18 protein-coding genes and 3 tRNA genes are annotated in these 20,895 nt (G+C 40.2%); 12 read left to right on the top strand and 9 right to left on the bottom strand.

The window, feature by feature from the left end:
• Positions 1-12 precede the first annotated feature (12 nt).
• The gene (locus tag AACQ83_RS12020; RefSeq protein ID WP_112877891.1) at positions 13-1,089 is read right to left on the bottom strand and encodes a hypothetical protein; all 1,077 of its coding nucleotides are present in this window, start codon (positions 1,087-1,089) and stop codon (positions 13-15) included.
• 713 nt (positions 1,090-1,802) lie between these two features.
• Between AACQ83_RS12020 and AACQ83_RS12015 the strand changes: the two genes are divergently transcribed.
• The 6 genes from AACQ83_RS12015 to AACQ83_RS11990 all read left to right on the top strand — a co-directional run bounded on the left by AACQ83_RS12015 (position 1,803) and on the right by AACQ83_RS11990 (position 5,066).
• Positions 1,803-1,878, top strand: a tRNA-Asn gene (locus AACQ83_RS12015).
• A gap of 247 nt (positions 1,879-2,125) precedes the next feature.
• Positions 2,126-2,201 (top strand) — tRNA-Asn (locus tag AACQ83_RS12010).
• Positions 2,202-2,459: 258 nt separating this feature from the next.
• A tRNA-Asn gene (locus AACQ83_RS12005) sits at positions 2,460-2,535 on the top strand.
• 217 nt (positions 2,536-2,752) lie between these two features.
• Positions 2,753-3,805 (top strand): dihydroorotase, encoded by a 1,053-nt coding sequence (gene pyrC, locus AACQ83_RS12000; protein ID WP_112877890.1) that lies wholly within the window; start codon positions 2,753-2,755, stop codon positions 3,803-3,805.
• 200 nt (positions 3,806-4,005) lie between these two features.
• Positions 4,006-4,260, top strand: coding sequence for a biofilm formation regulator BssS (gene bssS / locus AACQ83_RS11995; RefSeq protein WP_112877889.1), 255 nt, complete (start codon positions 4,006-4,008; stop codon positions 4,258-4,260).
• A 203-nt stretch (positions 4,261-4,463) separates the two neighbouring features.
• Complete coding sequence (locus AACQ83_RS11990) at positions 4,464-5,066, top strand: response regulator transcription factor (RefSeq protein WP_112877888.1); 603 nt, start codon at positions 4,464-4,466, stop codon at positions 5,064-5,066.
• Between the two features lie 188 nt (positions 5,067-5,254).
• On the opposite strand, the gene trhO is transcribed toward AACQ83_RS11990, so the two are convergent.
• Both trhO and AACQ83_RS11980 read right to left on the bottom strand, forming a co-directional pair.
• Positions 5,255-6,313 (bottom strand): oxygen-dependent tRNA uridine(34) hydroxylase TrhO, encoded by a 1,059-nt coding sequence (gene trhO / locus AACQ83_RS11985; RefSeq protein WP_112877887.1) that lies wholly within the window; start codon positions 6,311-6,313, stop codon positions 5,255-5,257.
• A 380-nt stretch (positions 6,314-6,693) separates the two neighbouring features.
• Complete coding sequence (locus AACQ83_RS11980; RefSeq protein WP_112877886.1) at positions 6,694-6,930, bottom strand: DinI family protein; 237 nt, start codon at positions 6,928-6,930, stop codon at positions 6,694-6,696.
• Positions 6,931-7,192: 262 nt separating this feature from the next.
• Here AACQ83_RS11980 and AACQ83_RS11975 point away from each other — a divergent pair, with 262 nt between their 5' ends.
• Positions 7,193-8,134, top strand: coding sequence for a Kdo(2)-lipid IV(A) acyltransferase (locus tag AACQ83_RS11975; RefSeq protein ID WP_112877885.1), 942 nt, complete (start codon positions 7,193-7,195; stop codon positions 8,132-8,134).
• Between the two features lie 599 nt (positions 8,135-8,733).
• Positions 8,734-10,272: a peptide MFS transporter gene (locus AACQ83_RS11970; RefSeq protein ID WP_112877884.1), complete on the top strand. Its 1,539-nt coding sequence runs from the start codon at positions 8,734-8,736 to the stop codon at positions 10,270-10,272.
• A gap of 82 nt (positions 10,273-10,354) precedes the next feature.
• On the opposite strand, the gene AACQ83_RS11965 is transcribed toward AACQ83_RS11970, so the two are convergent.
• The 6 genes from AACQ83_RS11965 to AACQ83_RS11940 form a co-directional block, all read right to left on the bottom strand.
• Positions 10,355-10,681: a HigA family addiction module antitoxin gene (locus tag AACQ83_RS11965; protein WP_205068656.1), complete on the bottom strand. Its 327-nt coding sequence runs from the start codon at positions 10,679-10,681 to the stop codon at positions 10,355-10,357.
• 14 nt (positions 10,682-10,695) lie between these two features.
• Entirely contained in the window at positions 10,696-10,983 is a 288-nt protein-coding gene (locus tag AACQ83_RS11960; protein ID WP_049582084.1) for a type II toxin-antitoxin system RelE/ParE family toxin, read from the bottom strand.
• 67 nt (positions 10,984-11,050) lie between these two features.
• Positions 11,051-11,758: a helix-turn-helix domain-containing protein gene (locus tag AACQ83_RS11955; protein WP_112877915.1), complete on the bottom strand. Its 708-nt coding sequence runs from the start codon at positions 11,756-11,758 to the stop codon at positions 11,051-11,053.
• 56 nt (positions 11,759-11,814) lie between these two features.
• Entirely contained in the window at positions 11,815-12,150 is a 336-nt protein-coding gene (locus AACQ83_RS11950) for a tRNA-binding protein (protein WP_112877883.1), read from the bottom strand.
• 144 nt (positions 12,151-12,294) lie between these two features.
• Entirely contained in the window at positions 12,295-12,654 is a 360-nt protein-coding gene (locus AACQ83_RS11945; protein ID WP_112877882.1) for a hypothetical protein, read from the bottom strand.
• Between the two features lie 345 nt (positions 12,655-12,999).
• Entirely contained in the window at positions 13,000-13,833 is an 834-nt protein-coding gene (locus tag AACQ83_RS11940; protein ID WP_112877881.1) for a MurR/RpiR family transcriptional regulator, read from the bottom strand.
• Positions 13,834-14,136: 303 nt separating this feature from the next.
• On the opposite strand from AACQ83_RS11940, the gene AACQ83_RS11935 reads away from it, so the two are divergent.
• From AACQ83_RS11935 to AACQ83_RS11920, 4 genes are all read left to right on the top strand, one after another.
• Positions 14,137-15,648 (top strand): CoA-acylating methylmalonate-semialdehyde dehydrogenase, encoded by a 1,512-nt coding sequence (locus AACQ83_RS11935; protein ID WP_112877880.1) that lies wholly within the window; start codon positions 14,137-14,139, stop codon positions 15,646-15,648.
• A 16-nt stretch (positions 15,649-15,664) separates the two neighbouring features.
• Complete coding sequence (gene iolD / locus AACQ83_RS11930; protein ID WP_205068655.1) at positions 15,665-17,599, top strand: 3D-(3,5/4)-trihydroxycyclohexane-1,2-dione acylhydrolase (decyclizing); 1,935 nt, start codon at positions 15,665-15,667, stop codon at positions 17,597-17,599.
• Positions 17,600-17,964: 365 nt separating this feature from the next.
• Complete coding sequence (gene iolG, locus AACQ83_RS11925; protein WP_112877878.1) at positions 17,965-18,951, top strand: inositol 2-dehydrogenase; 987 nt, start codon at positions 17,965-17,967, stop codon at positions 18,949-18,951.
• 119 nt (positions 18,952-19,070) lie between these two features.
• Positions 19,071-20,774, top strand: coding sequence for a solute:sodium symporter family transporter (locus AACQ83_RS11920; protein WP_112877877.1), 1,704 nt, complete (start codon positions 19,071-19,073; stop codon positions 20,772-20,774).
• The last annotated feature ends 121 nt before the right edge of the window (positions 20,775-20,895 follow it).

Below are 20,895 nucleotides of genomic sequence, written 5' to 3'. Positions count from 1 at the left end.
GCACCAAAATAATCAATCCAGAACTACCTTATAAATCTTCTCTTTAGATTTATGCAATATATTCACTTCACCAACAAATGATATTTCGTAGTGAATTCTTACCTGACCATTACCTATATAATTAAAGAAATCAACTCCACCCGGCTGACCATCTGCATTTTCTTCAGGCTTAATTACAGCTAACCGAAAAATATTATCTTCACTACCTTGTAAAGAATCTATCTTTAATACTAATTCCCCTGTATCTCGATTGTCAGCAGAATACCCTCTTATGTGTACTGTACCTTTTTTCAACTCCTTATCTTTAAGTTTTACATCGTTGACCAAAATATTGATGTCATAATCAATAATACTCTCACCAATTGGTCGGCCCCTATTTTCATCATACTCTTCAATATAAGGCACTTCTAAATCACGACGGACCTGGACTGTTGCAGAATCTTCATCAAGCTCTACAAGCACACGTTGAATAGCAGAAAATCTAGCAGTACCGCTTTCGCTAATAGTATAATAAAGGCTATCATGTTTACCTTCAGTAAGGAGATCATTTTTCACCGGCAAACTACGAATATCACCGCTATTTTGCACACCAGGAACAACTTCAACATTATCATTATCAAAAACAAATTTCAGTTCATGTTTATCTAAAATATTAGAATCAGTAAAAAGTACTCTAACTCCTGCTTTTATATCATCACCGCTAATAACATTATCATAATGTGCCGGATATACAGGTGCTGCCAATCCCACTGACTTTAGTTTAAATCGACTCAGAGCGGCTTTCGCTACCACACCACCACTCGCATCCGTTACTTCGGCATCAAAGCCAATTGTTGCATTAACTCTCTGATCTGTCTTGATTTTTACTAATATTTCAGATGCTCTACTAATGGGATCAAATATGCTATTGTTATTTACGATTTCATATTCGCCTTCATTCAAGCCATTCACCACAATTTTACTTTTGTAATTTTCTAATGATACAGAACCATCATCATCCTGTAGAACTACAAACAATCGTAATGGAACGTTAAACCAGTCTTTATGTGAAACCCAGTTAGTTACATCAGTATTAATTAAAAACTTCATGACTTCTCCTCATCTGTTTTATAAAAATCACCAGAAAATTAACCACTCTTTTCGGGGGGAATATTATCTGCTTGTTTTATATTTAAAATTATTTCCACCTCCTTACCAATTATTTAATTTAAAATATTTTTTGAAATAGTTTTTATTCATTTCATTGCATTTTATATGCATATGCAAATACATTATTAGATCGAGAATATCTTAGTATACTAGCAGAAAATGAGATTTCATTATTAATGTCAAACTCTTTATCATTCGCTTTGGCGTGGATTAATATCATGTTTGCCAAATCAGATATTAAATAATAAATTACTTTTTCAGTTAATAATTATAGACAAGTAAATCCGATAATAAATATCAAAATACAATAAGTGATCTGTTAAAACAGATAAAATAGGAAAATTACCATGAAATATAAAAATATCATAAATAACACAAAGAAAAAATTATCTAATATATATTTAATTATATTTTTAATGCTCATAATTAATTATTTTCTAAATAAAAATATAGATGGTATTTTCACCATCTAATTATCATGGGTAAATATCAGTTAACTCTCGTGTTTCTTGCGCTGAAAAATTTAATTGACAAAAAAATGGTAAAAAACATCATTATTGAACATCAGTTAACCAATCAAACTCAATTTTTACTTTTCCCCTTTGACAAGCCCAAAATACCCAGATATTATTCGCCTCGTTGTCAAGGACAATTCCTCCATAGTTCAGTCGGTAGAACGGCGGACTGTTAATCCGTATGTCACTGGTTCGAGTCCAGTTGGAGGAGCCAAATTCATAAGAAGCCCGCCAAGTGCGGGCTTCTTGCATTCCTAATTCCACCCGTCGCTTACAACGTAATATAACAATTCTAATCAACATCAATCCGCTTCTATAGCATACATCTCCAGCAAATAAGCCTTATTTGGCATAAAAATAGATCAAAAAGTTCAGTTTGACAGCAAACAGACCATTTTTGTTATTTTCTGCTTTGACAAAGCAAAAGCATATCGTTAATATTCACCCCGTTGTGAAGGAGTTCCTCCATAGTTCAGTCGGTAGAACGGCGGACTGTTAATCCGTATGTCACTGGTTCAAGTCCAGTTGGAGGAGCCAAATTATGAAAATCCCGCTTAATGCGGGATTTTTGCTATTCTGACTTCTCTACTTAATTCTCCCAACTATTTACTCATAACATAAGCACGGTAGTTCTATTCAACTTACGTTAATGGAATAAAATTCCATCAAATCTCAAGTAACTAGCATAAAAATATAACAACAAGTGCATTTTGCCAGCAAACAAACTTTTTCTATTGTTTTATACTTTGACAAAGCCGAAACATATCACTAATATACGCCCCGTTGTGAAGGAGTTCCTCCATAGTTCAGTCGGTAGAACGGCGGACTGTTAATCCGTATGTCACTGGTTCAAATCCAGTTGGAGGAGCCAACTTCATCTCTTTTTTACCCTCATATTTTATTTTTCCTTTGTTATAAGAAAATCCACCTCTGACTACCCTAATCTAATTGATTTGGCTGAATTTTTTTCTAAAAATTATATTCATTAATAGCTATTCAACCATTTTAGCTTTATCATCCATTCCCGGCCTGGATATGCTGAACTCAGCATCTTTCGTTCCTATCATATATACTGGAGCCGGTTTCTCATGACCACTGAATCATACACAATAAAAATCCGCCGCCCTGATGACTGGCACATTCATTTTCGTGATGGTGAAATGTTAAAAACTGTCGTTCCCTATACCAGTCGTTACTTTGGCCGTGCTATCGTCATGCCTAATCTGCTTTCGCCGATTACAGAAGTGGTCAGTGCTAAGGCCTATAGAGACAGAATATTGGCAGCCATTCCCGAAGGGCATAACTTCCAGCCCCTTATGACCTGTTATCTTACTAACACTACTGAAAGTTCTCAGATAGAAATAGGTTATAAAGAAGGCATTTTTACCGCCTGTAAGCTCTACCCTGCCAATGCCACAACCAATTCAAGCCACGGCGTCTCTGATATAAAGAATATTTATCCACTATTAGCCGTTATGGAAAAATTAGAGATGCCTCTACTCGTCCACGGTGAGGTTACTGCTTCTCATATTGATATTTTTGATCGAGAAGCCCGTTTTATTGAACAAGTTATGGAACCACTACGTAACCAGTTCCCGGCACTGAAAGTTGTGTTTGAGCATATAACGACCAAAGAAGCTGCGCAATATGTGCTGGAAAGCGATAACAATCTGGCAGCGACATTAACTCCACAGCATCTCATGTTCAACCGCAACCATATGCTGGTTGGTGGGATCCGTCCACATCTGTACTGTCTGCCTGTGCTGAAACGTAATGTGCATCAAGAAGCTTTACGAGCAGCCATCGCCAGTGGTTGTGATCGCTTCTTCCTGGGCACAGACTCGGCACCACATGCTCAACACAAGAAAGAATCCTCCTGTGGTTGTGCCGGCGTCTTTAACGCACCATCAGCGTTACCTGCTTATGCAACAGTGTTTGAGGAGATGAATGCATTACCGCATTTTGAAGCTTTCTGTTCACTTAATGGCCCTAAATTTTACGGGCTACCTGTCAATGAGGGCTTTATCGAACTGACTCGCAAATCCTCTACCATCATTGAATATATCGATTGTAATAATGAAAGGCTTATTCCATTTTTGGCTGGCGAAGATGCCCGTTGGGATGTGAAAGTAGCAGACTGATATAACATGGGGATGGTCATCATCCCCATTAATTTACATAGTTATCAACACACCAACAAATTGACTTACAATTCCTAACAAAAAACCTTCTTACTTTCATTAAAAAGCATATACTAACTAATGACTCATTCAAGAATGAGGTAGTTTGCTCTTAGTCAATGATATTAATAAATAATGCAGTGATCTGATTAGGAGGTTTTATGGGCAGTAAAGATGAGGTTATTCAAACGCATCCTGTTGTAGGTTGGGATGTCAGTACCGTTGATACATATGATGCAATGATGCTACGCCTTCACTATTTGTCCTCCCAAGATCAAACACCAGAACATGTCATGGTAGATCGAACCTTATGGTTGACAACTGACATTGCAAAGCAATTGATATACATCCTCCAAGCAGGAATTGAAAAGATCGAATCTTCAGAATACAGTGATCTAACCCATACGAAACATTAATAATCTTAAACCCGGACACCCGTACAAATGGGTGTCCGGGCAGGAGACACATCAATTCATCTCAAAGATTTTGTCTGGAATACCATATCACTATATAATAATTTCGGATTAAGTTAACTTAACCATCACAATTGCCGAGTTGACTACTAATAGATGGGGCGTTTATTGTGAGTTTGGCCAAACAGGAACAGGGATGTACAATAATGAAAATCTTAATTGTTGAAGAGTGCTATTATACCCGTTCAGGTATCAGAGAGTTTTTAAAGAAAAATGATAATGCCGAAGATCTTGAAATTGTTGACTCACCGTCAATTAATGAGGCTATAAATATTGTCACTCATTTTGCTCCTGATATTGTTTTAGCTAATTTGACACATTATTGTCATCATGCCAGTTACTGTTCCGATTTACAGAAATTCATTACACTTATAGATAACACTCGTATTTATATATACCTCGATAGCGCCTATCCTTATTGTGACCATTATATTACATTGAAGGATAGTGTTTTTATTCTGGCAAAGAGAAATCTTACCTACCTGCTTAATAAGATTAGCAAAATTACATTACAGGAAATTCAGAGACATAAAACAACAGTTGACCAATGCTGTTCTATTTTCAGCCCTCAAGAGCACAAAGTTATCGATTACTGGATGCAAGAAATCCCTAATTACCAGATATCAAAAAAGTTAAAAATCAGTAATAGCACAGTCTATTCTCATAAAAGACACATTACTGAAAAAATAAATGTGCATAATAGAATTGAACTCTGCTTTATTTACAATGTATTTAAATACCTCTATTAAAGTATTCTATTAACTATACCCTATGGATTTCAAGATGCATCGCGACGGCAAGGGAGCGAATCCCCGGGAGCATAGATAACTATGTGACCGGGGTGAGTGAGTGCAGCCAACAAAGAGGCAACTTGAAAGATAACGGGTATAAATCAAATAAACTGGCACATTGATCGCTGTGCCAGCGATTAATCACGTTATTCAACAGACTGTAGTGAAGTACTGTTCAACCCATCCTGTAGACGATGCCGGGATTTATTAAATATTTTTGCTCCATTTTCACGACCGGCACGGCGAGCACGCTGCTCGGTTTCCGGTAACCTGACTTCTTCTCTGCACATTTCACTACAACAGCCTTCAAATTTAGTTGCACACTCTGGACACTGAATAAATAGCAAGTGGCAACCTTCATTTTTACAATTAGTATGGCTGTCGCAAGACACGCCACATTGATGGCAATGAGCAATCACATCGTCTGAAATACGCTCTCCCATCCGCTCATCAAAGACAAAGTTTTTACCAATAAAACGTACCGGTAATCCCTGTTCTCTCGCTTTACGGGCATATTCGATAATACCGCCCTCTACGTGATAGACGTTTTTAAAGCCATTGTGCAGCATATAAGCACTGGCTTTTTCACAGCGAATACCACCGGTGCAGTACATTACAATATTTTTATCCTTATTATCCTGCAATATTTCCGCAGCCATTGGCAGCTGTTCACGGAATGTATCAGAAGGAATTTCAATTGCATTTTCAAAATGCCCGACTTCATATTCATAGTGATTGCGCATATCAACAAATAGCGTATCAGGATCATCCAGCATCTGGTTGACCTGCTCAGCTTTAAGGTACTCGCCGGTTTTTGATGGATCAAAAGTTTCATCTTCAATCCCATCAGCCACTACGCGGTCACGTACTTTCATACGCAAAACCCAGAAAGATTTCCCATCATCATCAAGCGCAATATTCAGCCTCAAATTATCCAATGCAGGATCAACGCTATACAGCAAAGCTTTAAATGCTTCTAAATTATGAGTTGGTAAACTTATCTGAGCATTGATCCCCTCTTTAGCAATATAAACCCGGCCAAATACTGAAAGATCAGTAAATTGTTGATACAAGCTGTTGCGAAAAGCCAGAGGATCTAAGATGTTAAAATATTTATAAAAAGAGATGGTCGTACGAGGTTGAGTCTCCGCCAACATACGTGCTTTCAGCTCTTTATTAGAAATGCGGTTGTGTAACACTGACATGGTGTACTTTCCTGAATTTCAAGTCATAAAATAGGGATGTATACCCTATGGATTTCAAGATGCATCGCGACGGCAAGGGAGCGAATCCCCGGGAGCATAGCGAACTATGTGACCAGGGTAAGCGAGTGCAGCCAACAAAGAGGCAACTTGAAAGATAACGGGTATATAAGTGATAGCCTCCGCTATCAAGCGTAATATGATAACGAAAATGATTTTCAACGAGTAGTCATTTGTAACGCAATGATAGGAAATCAGTAATAATAAAACGGGAGGGCCCTCCTCCCATCAATTGATTACGCAGCCCTTTGCTCACAGGACAAAGATAGATACGCCAAACGACTAGCAACCAGCAAGTTTAACTGGCAATGGCTTAATCTCTATCAAGGCTGGAACCAATCATCAGCGCTTTCCCATGTCTCTTGTAGAATCTCTTCAACGGCTTTCCTGTCATCAGGAGTGCCACCACGAATAGATAGCCCATCATGACTTGCCAACTTCACATTGGTTTTAATATCAGGCCAGCGACGTTTAAGACGGTTATCCAGTTCTACAGCAAGCGCAGGGACGGCACCTTTTGGCAGTTTTTTAGATTTATCGATAGTGACTTCTACATGCATAATTTTTCCCTCCACAAACAACACTGTTCATATAAACAGTAATATTATCTACATGAATTGTAAATAGCTCTGTAAAACTATTTTAATTTTTATTTATCAGTAAATTATGAGCTATCATTCTTTACCAATGACAAGAGCTAAGTGCACCAAAATTGAGATCATAAACATTTCATACTTGAAAACTTCGATATCCCGTTAAAAAATGTCACAATAGAAAAATTGTTTTGTCCATCTTATTGGAACTATAAAAACCTGAGAATCCATGATACAAGCACCTTCTTTTCAACGTTCACTACTTCATCCCCGTTATTGGCCTACTTGGTTTGGTATCAGCCTGCTTTACTTACTGGTTCTGCTCCCCTACCCCATTATTTACCGGATAGGCACTCGTCTGGGCAGATTTTCTATGCGCTTTCTGAAAAAACGTGCCAAAGTTGCCGAAAGAAATCTTGAGCTATGTTTTCCTGATATGCCACAAGAGGAGCGCAACGCGCTATTAATAAAAAACTTTGAATCCGTCGGAATGGGAATATTTGAAACGGGTATGGCTTGGTTTTGGCCTGACTGGCGGATAGAACGCTGGTTTAAAGTTATTGGGCGAGAAAATATTCAGAAAATTCAAACTACTGGGCAAGGAATTATTGTTATTGGTATCCATTTCCTGACGCTGGAACTCGGTGCCCGCATTCTCGGTTTGCTCAATCCTGGAATTGGAGTCTACCGACCAAATGATAATCCAGTTATGGATTGGCTACAAACATGGGGACGACTGCGCTCCAACAAATATATGCTGGATAGAAAAGATGTCAAAGGCATGATCCGCTGTCTGAAAAATGGCGAAATTGTCTGGTACGCCCCCGATCATGATTACGGCCCACGAAAAAGCGTATTTGCACCACTATTTGCTGTAGAACACGCTGCAACCACCACAGGCACGTCGATACTTGTACGCCTCGCTGATCCGGCAATGATCCCATTTACTCCCCGTCGTCTGCCTGATGGAAAAGGTTATGAACTGATTATTCAACCAGCAGTGGCAGGATTTCCAAAAGATGATGAAGTGAAAGCGGCTGCTTTCATGAATAGAGTTGTCGAACAGGAAATTTTACAGGCACCTGATCAATATATGTGGTTGCATCGTCGCTTTAAAACCCGGCCTAAGGGTATGCCTTCTCTGTACGGACAAGCTGATAAAGTCCATTAAATTTATTCATGGCTGTTTCTTCATCCAGGAAACAGCCATAATCACTTTCGTATCCCCCCAATAATTCACTATCTCATCTTAATGCTGATGCCATATTTTTTAATCTAATTTATTTCCAATTTTTATATAAGAAACAAGGACTAATCTAAAATTTCCTAATAAATACTAAGTTGACAATCAGGTTACTTTACTTTCTTTATCTTTCATTATCACCGTTAATATCTAGCCTTTGAAAAGATGTCTTATATATTATAGTTATTACTTAATTTATTATTTTAAAATATTTTCCCCATAAAAAGACATCGAATATAAATAGAAGTAAGTCAATAGGTCTTATCCTCATTTTAACCAATCAATGATGAGAAATGAGATTTATGTCGGATTTTGCTCTGAAAAATGAAATATAAAGTAAGAGATATCTTACTTGTTAATAAAATTGACCGAAAAATATGTTAAAAATATATTAACAAAACAGGACATCATTTAATAAAAACGTGGCTTTTTTGTTTGCTCTAAACCTAAATTTGAAAGAGCTTGTTAAAAGCTTTATTTGTCACACACACTGCACTCTTAGAGTGTAGTCTTATAGGAAAACTTAGATGCAATCCTCCATTAACAATACGAAAACCAGAACTTTCTTTGGGCATCCTTATCCATTAAGTTCTTTGTTCTTCACAGAAATGTGGGAACGTTTCTCTTACTACGGCATTCGTCCACTGCTGATCTTATTCATGGCTGCAACCATCTATGATGGTGGTATGGGTATTCCTCGTGAACAGGCCGCTGCCATTGTCGGTATCTTTGCAGGCAGTGTTTATCTGACCGCACTACCCGGTGGTTGGCTAGCGGATAACTGGTTAGGTCAACGTCAAGCAGTCTGGTATGGCTCAATCATTATTGCACTAGGGCACTTGTCTATCGCTCTTTCCGCTTTCTTGAGTCATCACCTGTTTTTTATCGGCTTACTACTGATCGTATTAGGTACAGGGCTGTTTAAAACCTGTATCACCGTCATGGTCGGCACACTGTATAAAAAAGATGATCCACGTCGTGATGGTGGTTTCTCTCTGTTTTATATGGGGATTAATCTGGGCTCCTTTATCTCTCCATTAATTACCGGTTTACTCATTCAAGATTATGGTTGGCATTGGGGTTTTGGTATTGGTGGGCTAGGGATGTTGATTGCCCTACTGATATTCCGATTTTACGCTGTTCCTCTGATGCGCCGTTATGACAAAGAGGGGGGATTGGATTCAAACTGGGATCGCCCCACAGTCAAACGTAAAAATGTCGGCAAATGGGTTTTTACCGCTATTATTGCTATGATTGCGATTATTGCCCTACTTATCCTCGGTATTATTCCATTTAATCCCGTGGCTGTAGCCAGTACGATGGTCTATATCATCTCATCTTGTGTAACACTTTACTTTGTCTATCTGTTCCTGTTTGCTGGTTTGAGCGGTAGTGACCGTTCTCGCCTACTGGTTTGTTTTATTTTACTGGTATCTGCCGCCTTCTTTTGGTCTGCATTCGAACAGAAGCCAACCTCATTTAACCTATTTGCCAATGATTATACTAACCGCTTAGTCATGGGATTTGAAATCCCAACAGTATGGTTCCAGTCAATCAACGCACTATTCATTGTCCTACTGGCTCCCGTATTTAGTTGGCTATGGCCCGTATTGGCAAAAAGTAATATCAATCCAAGCAGTATCAGTAAATTCATTATTGGTATTCTGTTCGGTGCCGGTGGTTTTGGTCTGATGATCCTGGCAGCACAGAATGTACTCGCAACAGGTGAAACCGTTTCTCCATTCTGGCTGGTCGCAAGTATTCTATTGCTGACACTCGGTGAACTGTGCCTTAGCCCCATTGGTCTCGCAACGATGACGCTACTGGCCCCATCTCGAATGCGTGGTCAAGTCATGGGCTTGTGGTTTTGTGCAAGCGCTTTAGGTAATTTAGCTGCCGGCTTGATTGGTGGACATGTACGCGCTGATCAACTGGACAACCTACCTGATCTGTTCTCCCGTGTATCTTTAGCTCTGGTTATTTGTGCAGTCGTCTTGATGGTGTTAATTGTCCCCATTCGCCGCCTGCTTAATAATGCTGATAAGTCAGAAGCGAAAGCTCAATAATATTTACCGCTAACGTAAAGCCATCTCACTATAAAATGGCTTTACGTATTTCAACGCATTTGTGCTCTTGAAAACAAACACATTAGTGCATTGCCGTTGTAGCGGATGGCTTAACTATCTGTTTTACATTCAATAATTCCGTTTGATATGCATGATTACGCACATCCCATAGTTCGACTGCATGTTGAATATTAAGCCAAAATTCCGCAGTGTTCCCCAAAGCCGCTGCCAATTTAATCGCCATAGGAACGGTTAACGAACCTTTATCATGCACAATTCGACTTAATGTATTACGGTGAACAGCCATTGCTTCCGCAAGCACATTAATTTCGATATTCAAGGGCACCAGAAACTCACTCACCAATATTTCACCAACTGTTGCCGGGCGACGTTTTGTATTTCTCATCATTTATTTCCCTCAGTTTAATAGTTATGAGGATCCAGATATGTATCAACCGCAACACCATCAGTCCACTGAAAAATAAGCCTATATTGCCTATTTACTCTTATTGAGCACCATCCCCTCAAATAGCCATTCAAGTGCTCAAAATGGTTTCCCGGAGGGATTCTCAAATCAGCCTCTTTAACCGAAGCATCCAGAATTTGTAGTTTTCGGTATAACGCACTCTGTAGAGATGCAGGTATACATTTGTGCGGTAAATCTTGCTCATAAAATCTTTCTAACCATCTATCCCTGAATTCAACAGCCATAACATCCTCGTTGTTTGTATATTACGCACAATTATGTTGTGCATCAAGTCATAAAATGCTGAAAATATCATTTGGCTTTACGTAACCTAGCTGGAGTACAACCATAATGTTGACTAAATGCAAAGGTAAAAGCTGACTGGGAGGCATAACCAGACAGAAAAGCAATGTCAGCCAAAGGCCTATCACTGTAAGCCAACAGATTATAGGCAAATTCCATCCGGCACGTTTTCAAATAAGTCATTGGACTCATCCCTGTTGCAATAAACAGTTTACGATGCAAGGTACTGGCAGATACTGCGCAAATATCAGCCATATCCATCACCGTCACTTTCTCATGCAGACGCCCAACAAGCCCTTGATGTAGTTTTACTATCAACGCTGAAGATGAACCTACTTGTGGTAGCTGAGCCAGCAGCAAACGGGCAGCATCAGCGTGATTAGCGGGTGGCGGCGGGTAATCATGCAACCACTTAATAAGAGCAAGCGCAGAATCAGGTAATGGTTGCCAGAAAGCATCACTATGTAATGGATTAAACAGTGCCGAAGGCAACTCCAGCACCAATTGCTGATTTTCACCACTAGCGCAAAAGCTGTGTTTCGCATCCGGTGGGATCATAACAACATTTCCAAAACTAACGGTACGTTGTTGCCCTTCTACGTTTAACTCAAGTTGCCCGTTATAGCCAAAAACGAACTGCCATAACCCTTGATGGCTATGGCTAATAGTTTCAGCAGAATACCGGCGTAAATGTAATGAAGGTAATTGAAGAGCCATATTCATTGTCGCTGATTAAAATACACTCCATTCATTCGACAACAAAATAGCGTGATTTACAATAATTTATGACCATTCGGGACAGGAAGAGTAAATTCTGCGATCACCACCGCACCATTTTCATCCACACTGCCGGTTAGCAATACCTCCGATTTAACACCAGCAATCCGTTTTGGTGGAAAATTGCATACACAAAGAACCTGACGACCAATTAATTGTTCAGGTGTGTAATGCACAGTTATCTGGGCGCTTGAGCTTTTAACGCCCAACACGCCAAGATCAATTTGTAATTTATAGGCAGGCTTGCTAGCTTTACGATTCAATTCTACTGAAATAATTGTGCCAACCCGCATGTCAACTTTCTCAAAGTCAGTCCATTCGATCTGTTCCATATATTCTTCTCCTTTAGTACGAAGTCATTATACTCACATGCTAATGGAGAAAATTCTTTCGAAAGAGCGTCAACAATTGTCGACAAACTGCCTATTTTTCCCGACAGGTCATTCACTTCACTATCGAGTTGCTTTAAGTCACGGTTATTCCCGATCAAAAAAGTTACTTCTGGTCATGCCCCCGTTCTCTTTAATACGAGCATCGCGTTCAAGATCTCGACGGATTTTATCATTGACACGATCATTAAACTCTCGGCTCTTCCGATTAAGTTCATCTTCTTTCATCTGTCTTGCCAGTTCCCGCTTCTCCGCCGCATTATTATCTGTAATGAGTCTATCCACATTCCAATGCTTAGGTTTAAGATTTTCCCGTTTTTTTAAATATTCCGTAGATGGCTTATTATCAGCAGGAATATCACTTTTGTAGTCAAAATTTGAGGCAAATGCCTGGAAAGAAATTGCAGATAAAATGACAAAAATGTAACGCGATCCTTTACTCATCATATTGATCCCTTTTCAAAACCATAACTCAGAATAATTATTAAATAATTATCACCAATAAGAATCAACAACATTTATGTCTAACAAACCAGTTATCAATATCAGGTTTACGCTCTATTTAAATTGTACCCTATGGATTTCAAGATGCATCGCGACGGCAAGGGAACGAATCCCCGGGAACATAGCAAACTATGTGACCGGGGTGAGTGAATGCAGCCAACAAAGAGGCAACTTGAAAGATGACGGGTATATGTGCTTTCTACTGACCTGATAAAGCATTAACCCGCCGTAATTTGCGGGTCAATAGTCATTAGAGGTTCGTCGGGAATATAAGGCATTATATCACAATTAAATCAAGTTTCCTTGCCGATAAGCCAGAGAAACCGCCAAAGATTGCACTAAACACAAAGTAGCAGACTGAGAACGGAATGCTTCCACCTGTGCTTCTTTAACCACAAAACAAACATCACTAAAACTGGCAAGCGGGCTAATCTGGCTATCTGTAATCACAATCTGTTTTGCCCCGGCTTTTGCCGCCCGTTCACTGACCATCAGTGTCTCTTCTGCATAAGGGGTAAAACTGATTGAAACAACAACATCTTCTTCCCCAATTAAATTAATCTGTTCCCTGAACATCCCCCCCAAACCATCCACGAGTAAAGGGCGACATTCCAAGTGATTCAATGTATAAGAAAGATAAGCCGCCACACTAAAAGAACGACGCAGCCCAATAATGTAAATATTCTTAGCTTGAGCCAATAAGTCTACCGCGTTCCTTAAATCTTCGGGGGCTGTTCTGGCAGCTAACTGTTGCATAGCCTGCACATTTGAACGAGCAAATTCCTGCAAAATATGCTGAGGGTCTTCTGGCAGTTCCTGTTCGCCATCCAATTCTCTAAATAATCTGGCCCGGTCTGCATAACTGGCGGTTTCTTCCACCATATGCATACGAAATAGCTGTTTCATTTCATTAAAACCACTGAAATCAAACGCATTAGCAAAACGAATTAATGTTGATGGAGGAACATCAGCTTCTCTGGCAATCACAGCAACAGTATCAAAAGCGACACTATTCGTATTATCCAGCACATATCGAGCTACTTGTTGCAGGCGTTTACTCAATTCACTATAGCGTGAACGGACTTGTTCTTGAAATTCATTCAGATTCGATGCGACAGACATAAATCCCCCATAAAATTTATCGCCAGCAATTGTAATCGTTTTACCGTATAAGCTGAATCATATTTCATTTTTATAGTTAAAAATGAAATACATAATCCATTCATTGTAATAATTTATTATTACCACTATATTGATTAACATCTAATTAGTCACCTAATTATCGGTAATTCATAAAAACTTTACTCCGATCACATTAATTGCCTTTTGTTCCAAATCACATTGAAAATAAAACATATATTTCATATATCTATTATCAAAGTTTCCGATTCAGTACTAACATCAAATCCGCAAAAGAGGCTCAGAATGGAACAGGTACATAATTATGTTAATGGGCAACTTATTCTCAGTTATAGCACCCGTTTTTCGCCGGTTTTCAATCCAGCAACAGGAAAACAGATACGTCAGGTAGCACTAAGCACAGCCCATGAAGTTGAACAGGCAATTGGAATCGCTCATCAAGCTTACAGAGAATGGTCTAAAGTATCACCACTGAAACGTGCTCGTGTCATGTTCCAGTTCAAAACATTACTGGAAGCTAATATAGACAAGCTGGCACGATTGATTTCAGAAGAACACGGAAAAATCTATTCAGATGCTATTGGTGAATTAACTCGTGGTCTGGAAGTCGTTGAGTTTGCCTGTGGCATCCCTCATCTACAAAAAGGTGAACATTCCGCGAATACCGGGACGGGAGTGGATAGCCATTCATTAATGCAGCCTTTAGGCGTTTGTGTTGGCATTACCCCTTTCAACTTCCCGGCAATGGTTCCTATATGGATGTTTCCTATCGCATTAGCGACAGGGAATACTTTCGTATTGAAACCTTCAGAAAAAGATCCCTCTCTCGCGCTTGAATTAGCATCACTACTTAAACAATCCGGTTTACCCAATGGCATATTTAATGTTATCAACGGCGATAAAGAAGCTGTCGATATACTACTAACAGATCCACACGTGCAAGCTGTCAGCTTTGTGGGTTCAACTCCTGTCGCTGAATATATCTACACTACCGCCTCAGCTCACGGGAAACGCTGTCAGGCGTTGGGAGGCGCAAAAAATCACTGTATTCTGATGCCAGATGCCGATCTCGATATGGCTAGCAGTGCTATTGCAGGTGCAGCATTTGGCGCAGCAGGTGAACGTTGCATGGCACTGTCTGTTGTATTAGCGGTTGGGGATGAAACGGCAGATGCATTAATTGAAAAATTACGTCAACAGATCAACAAAATATCTGTCGGTCCCGGTATTGTCGCAACTACAGAAAACGATATGGGTCCCGTTATCTCCGCCCAACACCAAGCTAAAATCTGTGATTACATCGATAATGGCGAAAAACAGGGGGCCAGCTTGTTAATTGATGGCCGTCAACTCAAGGTTCCCGGTTATGAAAATGGCTATTTTATTGGCCCGACGCTGTTCGATAATGTCACGCCAGAGATGAAAATCTATCAAGAAGAGATCTTCGGTCCTGTTCTGTCAATTGTCCGTGTACCCGATTATGCCACCGCGCTAACATTAATTAACTGCCATCAATATGGTAATGGTACCGCGATATTCACCCGCGACGGAGAAACAGCTCGCCAGTTTAGCGAAGATGTACAAGCGGGTATGGTAGGCATCAATATCCCCATTCCGGTACCAATGGCCTTCCACAGCTTCGGGGGCTGGAAACGCTCAATTTTTGGCCCACTTAACGTTCACGGTAATGATGGCGTTCGCTTCTACACCCGCATGAAAACTGTTACCAGCCGCTGGCCAGCAAGTATCAGGCTAGAACATCATTCCAGCAATTTTGTGATGCCAACAATGGAATAAAATGGAGTCCTGTAACATGAACAAATCAACAATGACGACAGCTCAAGCATTGGTGAAATTCCTGAACCAGCAATATGTGGAAGCAGACGGAGAGCAATACCCATTCATCAGAGGAATCTTTACCATTTTTGGTCACGGTAATGTTGTTGGATTGGGGCAAGCACTGGAGCAAGATCCTGGTCACTTGACCGTTTACCAAGGATGCAATGAGCAAGGTATGGCCCATATCGCCACAGGTTTTGCTAAACAGAAAAAGCGCAAACAGATTTTTGCCGTAACCTCCTCTGTTGGCCCTGGCTCCACCAATATGGTAACCGCTGCGGCAACTGCCACAGCTAATCGCATTCCTCTGCTGTTATTACCCGGTGATCTCTTCGCCTGCCGTCAACCTGATCCAGTCTTACAACAGGTTGAACCGTTCCACGACCATACTATCAGCACCAATGACTGTTTCCGCCCTGTTTCTCGTTATTGGGATCGTATCTCCAGACCAGAACAGCTAATGAGCGCTATGATTAATGCGATGCGAGTTCTGACCGATCCAGCCGATACTGGTGCCGTCACAGTTTGCCTACCACAAGACGTTCAAGGCGAGATTTGGGATTTTCCTGACTATTTCTTCCAAAAACGAATTCACCGCATTGAACGCCGCCCTGCTTCTGTTGCCATGATTAACGATGCGGTGGCACTCATAAACCGCAAAAAAAAACCTTTACTTATCTGCGGTGGTGGAGTGCGCTATTCAGAAGCTCATAACGCTTTTCGTCAATTCGCAGAACACTTCAATATTCCTTTTGCTGAAACACAGGCAGGTAAAAGCGCCGTAATTGCCGACCATCCCCTTAATTGTGGTGGCTTAGGCACAACAGGCTGTCTTGCTGCCAACCTGATCGCCAAAGAGGCCGATTTAATTATTGGTGTTGGCACCCGGTTTACTGATTTCACCACTGCATCCAAATCGCTATTTCAGCACCCAGAAGTTGAATTTCTCACTATCAATGTAGCGGAATTCGACGCCTGCAAACTGGATGCAATACCCGTTGTATCAGACGCCCAAGCAGGGTTAAACGCTATTGCAGAACAACTTATTCAATTGCATTATCACAGTGGTTATCAAGATGAGATTCATCAGGCACGGGAAACATGGAGAAAAGAGTTAAATCGTCTGTTCAATATTGAGTATCAGGTAGATTTCACACCAGAAATTCCCGGTCATCTCGATGATAAATTGGAAGAATACAGCCAAACATTACAAACCCGCCTGACACAAACCAGCGTATTGGGATTATTAGACAAATATCTTGAGCCCGAAGCGATTATTGTTGGTGCATCAGGTTCCCTCCCTGGCGATTTACAGCGATTATGGCAACCCAAACAACCGGATACCTATCATCTTGAGTATGGCTATTCCTGTATGGGCTATGAAATAGCCGCTGCTATTGGCGCTAAACTAGCCTGCCCCAACCAACCGGTTTATGCCATAGTCGGTGATGGCGCTTATATGATGCTTCATTCAGAGCTGCAAACCGCAGTACAGGAAAATATCAAAATCACCGTGTTGCTATTTGATAACGCGGGATTTGGCTGCATCAATAATCTGCAAATGAGCCAAGGGATGGGCAGTTTCGGAACAGAAAATCGTTATCGTAACCCAGAAAGCGGCAACATGGATGGCAAACTGATTAAAGTCGACTTCGCCAAAAATGCAGAAAGCTACGGCTGTAAAAGTTACCGAGTCCACGATGAGCAACAACTGCTTTGTGCGTTACAGGAAGCCCAAAAACAGACGGTACCAGTACTCATAGATATCAAAGTGTTACCTAAAACAATGACGCATGATTATGAATCATGGTGGCGAGTAGGCACAGCACAAGTGGCCAAAAATCCAGCCATAGAATCTGCCGCAAAGAAAATAAAGGAGATGGTTGCAACCAGAGTACGTCAGTACTAGAAGTGAGTGGCCTGTTATCTTACGGGCCATTTTCCCTTTCCTCACCATTTTCAATGCCATTTTTGGAATTTTTATTCTGGAAATAAGTTACTCTTTTCCTTTCATTAATCTCTATAACTAAGCGTAACCATATACTTAGTCGAATGCATATTATAATTTGTTTTTAAAGGACAAATTTTCCACTCCATCCAGTATCAATCTTACTTTACGTGATCTAATTAACACAAATTTAATATTATTATTAACAAAATGCTACGCCACACTCAAAAATATAATTTCCAAATATTGATAATTTGAAATAAATATTTTATTTGATATATTTTAAAGTATCTCATAAGCAGATACTTAGGTATCAAGGAGCATCCATGTTCAACATTGCATTATTTGGCGCTGGACGAATTGGGCAAGTACACGCAGTGAATATCTCTCATCATAAAGAAACTTGTCTTTATTCCGTTGTCGATCCCGATCAGAAAAGTGCTGAACTTTTAGTACAGCAATACCAAACAAAAAGACAAACTATTGAACAGGCAATGTCTGACCCTGAAATAGATGGTGTTCTTATTGCCTCAGCAACAGATACTCATGCAGACCTAATTGAACTCGCAGCAAAATATCATAAAAAAATCTTCTGTGAAAAACCGGTTCATCTTGATATTGAACGTATTCGTCATTGCCTTGAAATCGTTAAACAATATCAGGTGCCCTTATTTGTTGGCTTTAACCGTCGTTATGATCCGCAATTCCGCCGAGTAAAAACCCTGTTTGATGCTGGTACGATAGGAAAAGCCGAATCTCTGCTGATTATTTCCCGCGATCCCTCTCCTCCCTCCGCTGAATACGTCAAAGTTTCTGGTGGTATGTTCCGGGATATGACAATACATGACTTCGATATGGCGCGTTTTATTATCGGTGAGGAACCCTGCTCGATCTACGCCCAAGGCAGTAACCTGGTTGATCCTGCTATCGGGCAAGCAGGTGATATCGATACTGCCTTTATTGTTATGAAATTCCCATCAGGTGCAATGACAACCATTACCAACAGCCGCCGTTCCGGGTATGGCTATGATCAACGGATTGAATTGCATGGTGAAAAAGGGCTGCTTAGCGCCGGTAATATCAAAGAAAACAGCGTTGAGCTCTGGGAAAACAGCGGTTGTTTAACTGCCAAGCCAGAGCATTTCTTCCTGCAACGTTACCGGGAAGCCTACATTACTGAATGGGGCCATTTTGTCGATGTCATGGCTGGTCGCGCCACACCAGAATGCAGTGGCGCTGATGGCGAACAGGCACTTTATCTGGCCGATAAAGCTCTCGAATCCCTACATTCAGGTAAAGAAATCAGATTATAAAACAGCTCCATATCTCTAAATAACTGACTCACATTTATTTTCACCCTAAAAACGGGAAAGACCACTTTCCCGTCAGCATATTGCTGCCTGAAAACAGTCAATCAGGCTTGGAGGATAGTATGTTAGCTTTTCTCTCATTTATTGGTTTTACCCTATTAGTGGCTGGCTTCGCTTATTACAAAACCCATAATACTCGTCTGACAGAATCTACTGAAGGCTATTTTCTTGGCGGACGATCTCTCACAGGTGTTTATATTGGTAGCTCTATGTTATTAATGAACCTGTCCACAGAACATTTAATCGGTTTGAATGGATTAGCATTCCGAACCGGATTTATCGTTATGGCTTGGGAAGTAATAGCCGCTGTGACCATCGTTCTATTCGCTATTTATTTTCTGCCTAAATATCTGAAACTCGGTATTTCAACCATCCCGGAATATCTTGAACGCCGATTTGATAAAAATACGCTGCTTATTACCTCAATTCTTTTCCTGGCCATGTATATCATTTCACTACTCCCCATTGTGCTATATACCGGCGCGATTGCATTGGAAAGTCTATTCCAGGTTTCCAATGTATTCAGTATTGATAAAACTACAGCGCTATGGATTATGGTTTGGGGCGTTGGTGGATTAGGTGCGGTCTATGCCATCTTTGGCGGTATTAAAGCCATTGCCGCCGCGGATACTATTAACGGCATTGGCTTAATCGTTGGCGGATTAATGGTAACTATTTTTGCCCTGCTCTATGTCGGTAATGGCAATGCCTGGCAAGGATTAGTTGAAGTTTATCAATCTAATCCTGATAAATTTAACTCCATCGGCAGTGAAGATTCTCTGGTCCCTTTCTCTACGCTATTTACCGGCCTAATTGTTTCCAATATGTTTTTTTGGTGTACCAATCAATCCATTGTTCAGAAGGCTCTTGGTGCGAAAAATCTAGCAGAAGGACAAAAAGGCGTCATGTTGTGTGCTTTACTTAAACTCATCATGCCGTCTATTATTATTCTACCTGGCATTATTGCTTTCCATATTTTCAAAGGACAAATAGATAATCCAGATAACGCTTACCCAGAATTAGTACATTTAATTCTACCGGAAGTATTGGTTGGTTTCTTTGCCGCTGTGGTCGTCGGTGCGGTATTTTCCACATTCAGCGGCGGACTTAATTCATCTGTGACACTGTTTATCGTCAATATTTACAAACAGCGAATCAATCAAAATGCCACCGAAACGCAAACAGTCGCTATGAGTAAATATTTGGGGATCGGGCTAGCGTTAATCACTATGATCGTCGCACCGTTAGTCGCTAATGCACCGGATGGTCTGTTCTATCTCATTCAACAATTACAGGGGATTTTTAATGCGCCAATTCTCAGCGTGGTATTAGTTGGTCTGATGACTAAACGAGTGCCGCCTATTGCCGCTAAACTTGGCCTATTATTCGGTATGTCTGCCTATATTGTCTGTAATTTCATTTTAAAAATTAACCTGCACTTTTTTCATCTGGTTGGCATTTTATTTGTCCTCAATGTTATTTTCATGTTGGCTATTGGCTACTTTTTTCCAGCTAAACCATTTGAAGATGTTTATACCGAACAGGTAAATATTACGCCGTGGTCTATGGTGAAACCGGTTGCATGGTTAATTACACTCTGTTCAATCTCGATATATATATTCCTCGCACATAATGTTCCCAAGGTAATTATGATTATTTATTACCTGTCTGCGGTATTAATACTATCTTATGCACTATACCAGATAGGTAAAACGCTATTCAGGAAGCTTGTAATAAATAGTACACCAAAAAGATCAGGTAAATAAAATAAATAACTGACTTTATTACTCCAATATTATTATCAGAATAACTCACTGCCAGGATTTCCCTGCATCCTATATTTGAAAGAGGAAATCCTGGAGAGATAACAGCTCCCTTTGCTAACTA

The sequence above is a fragment of the Photorhabdus sp. S10-54 genome, assembly GCF_963878145.1.
GTDB lineage: Bacteria > Pseudomonadota > Gammaproteobacteria > Enterobacterales > Enterobacteriaceae > Photorhabdus > Photorhabdus kayaii.
This window is presented reverse-complemented; position numbering and strand designations above follow the sequence as displayed.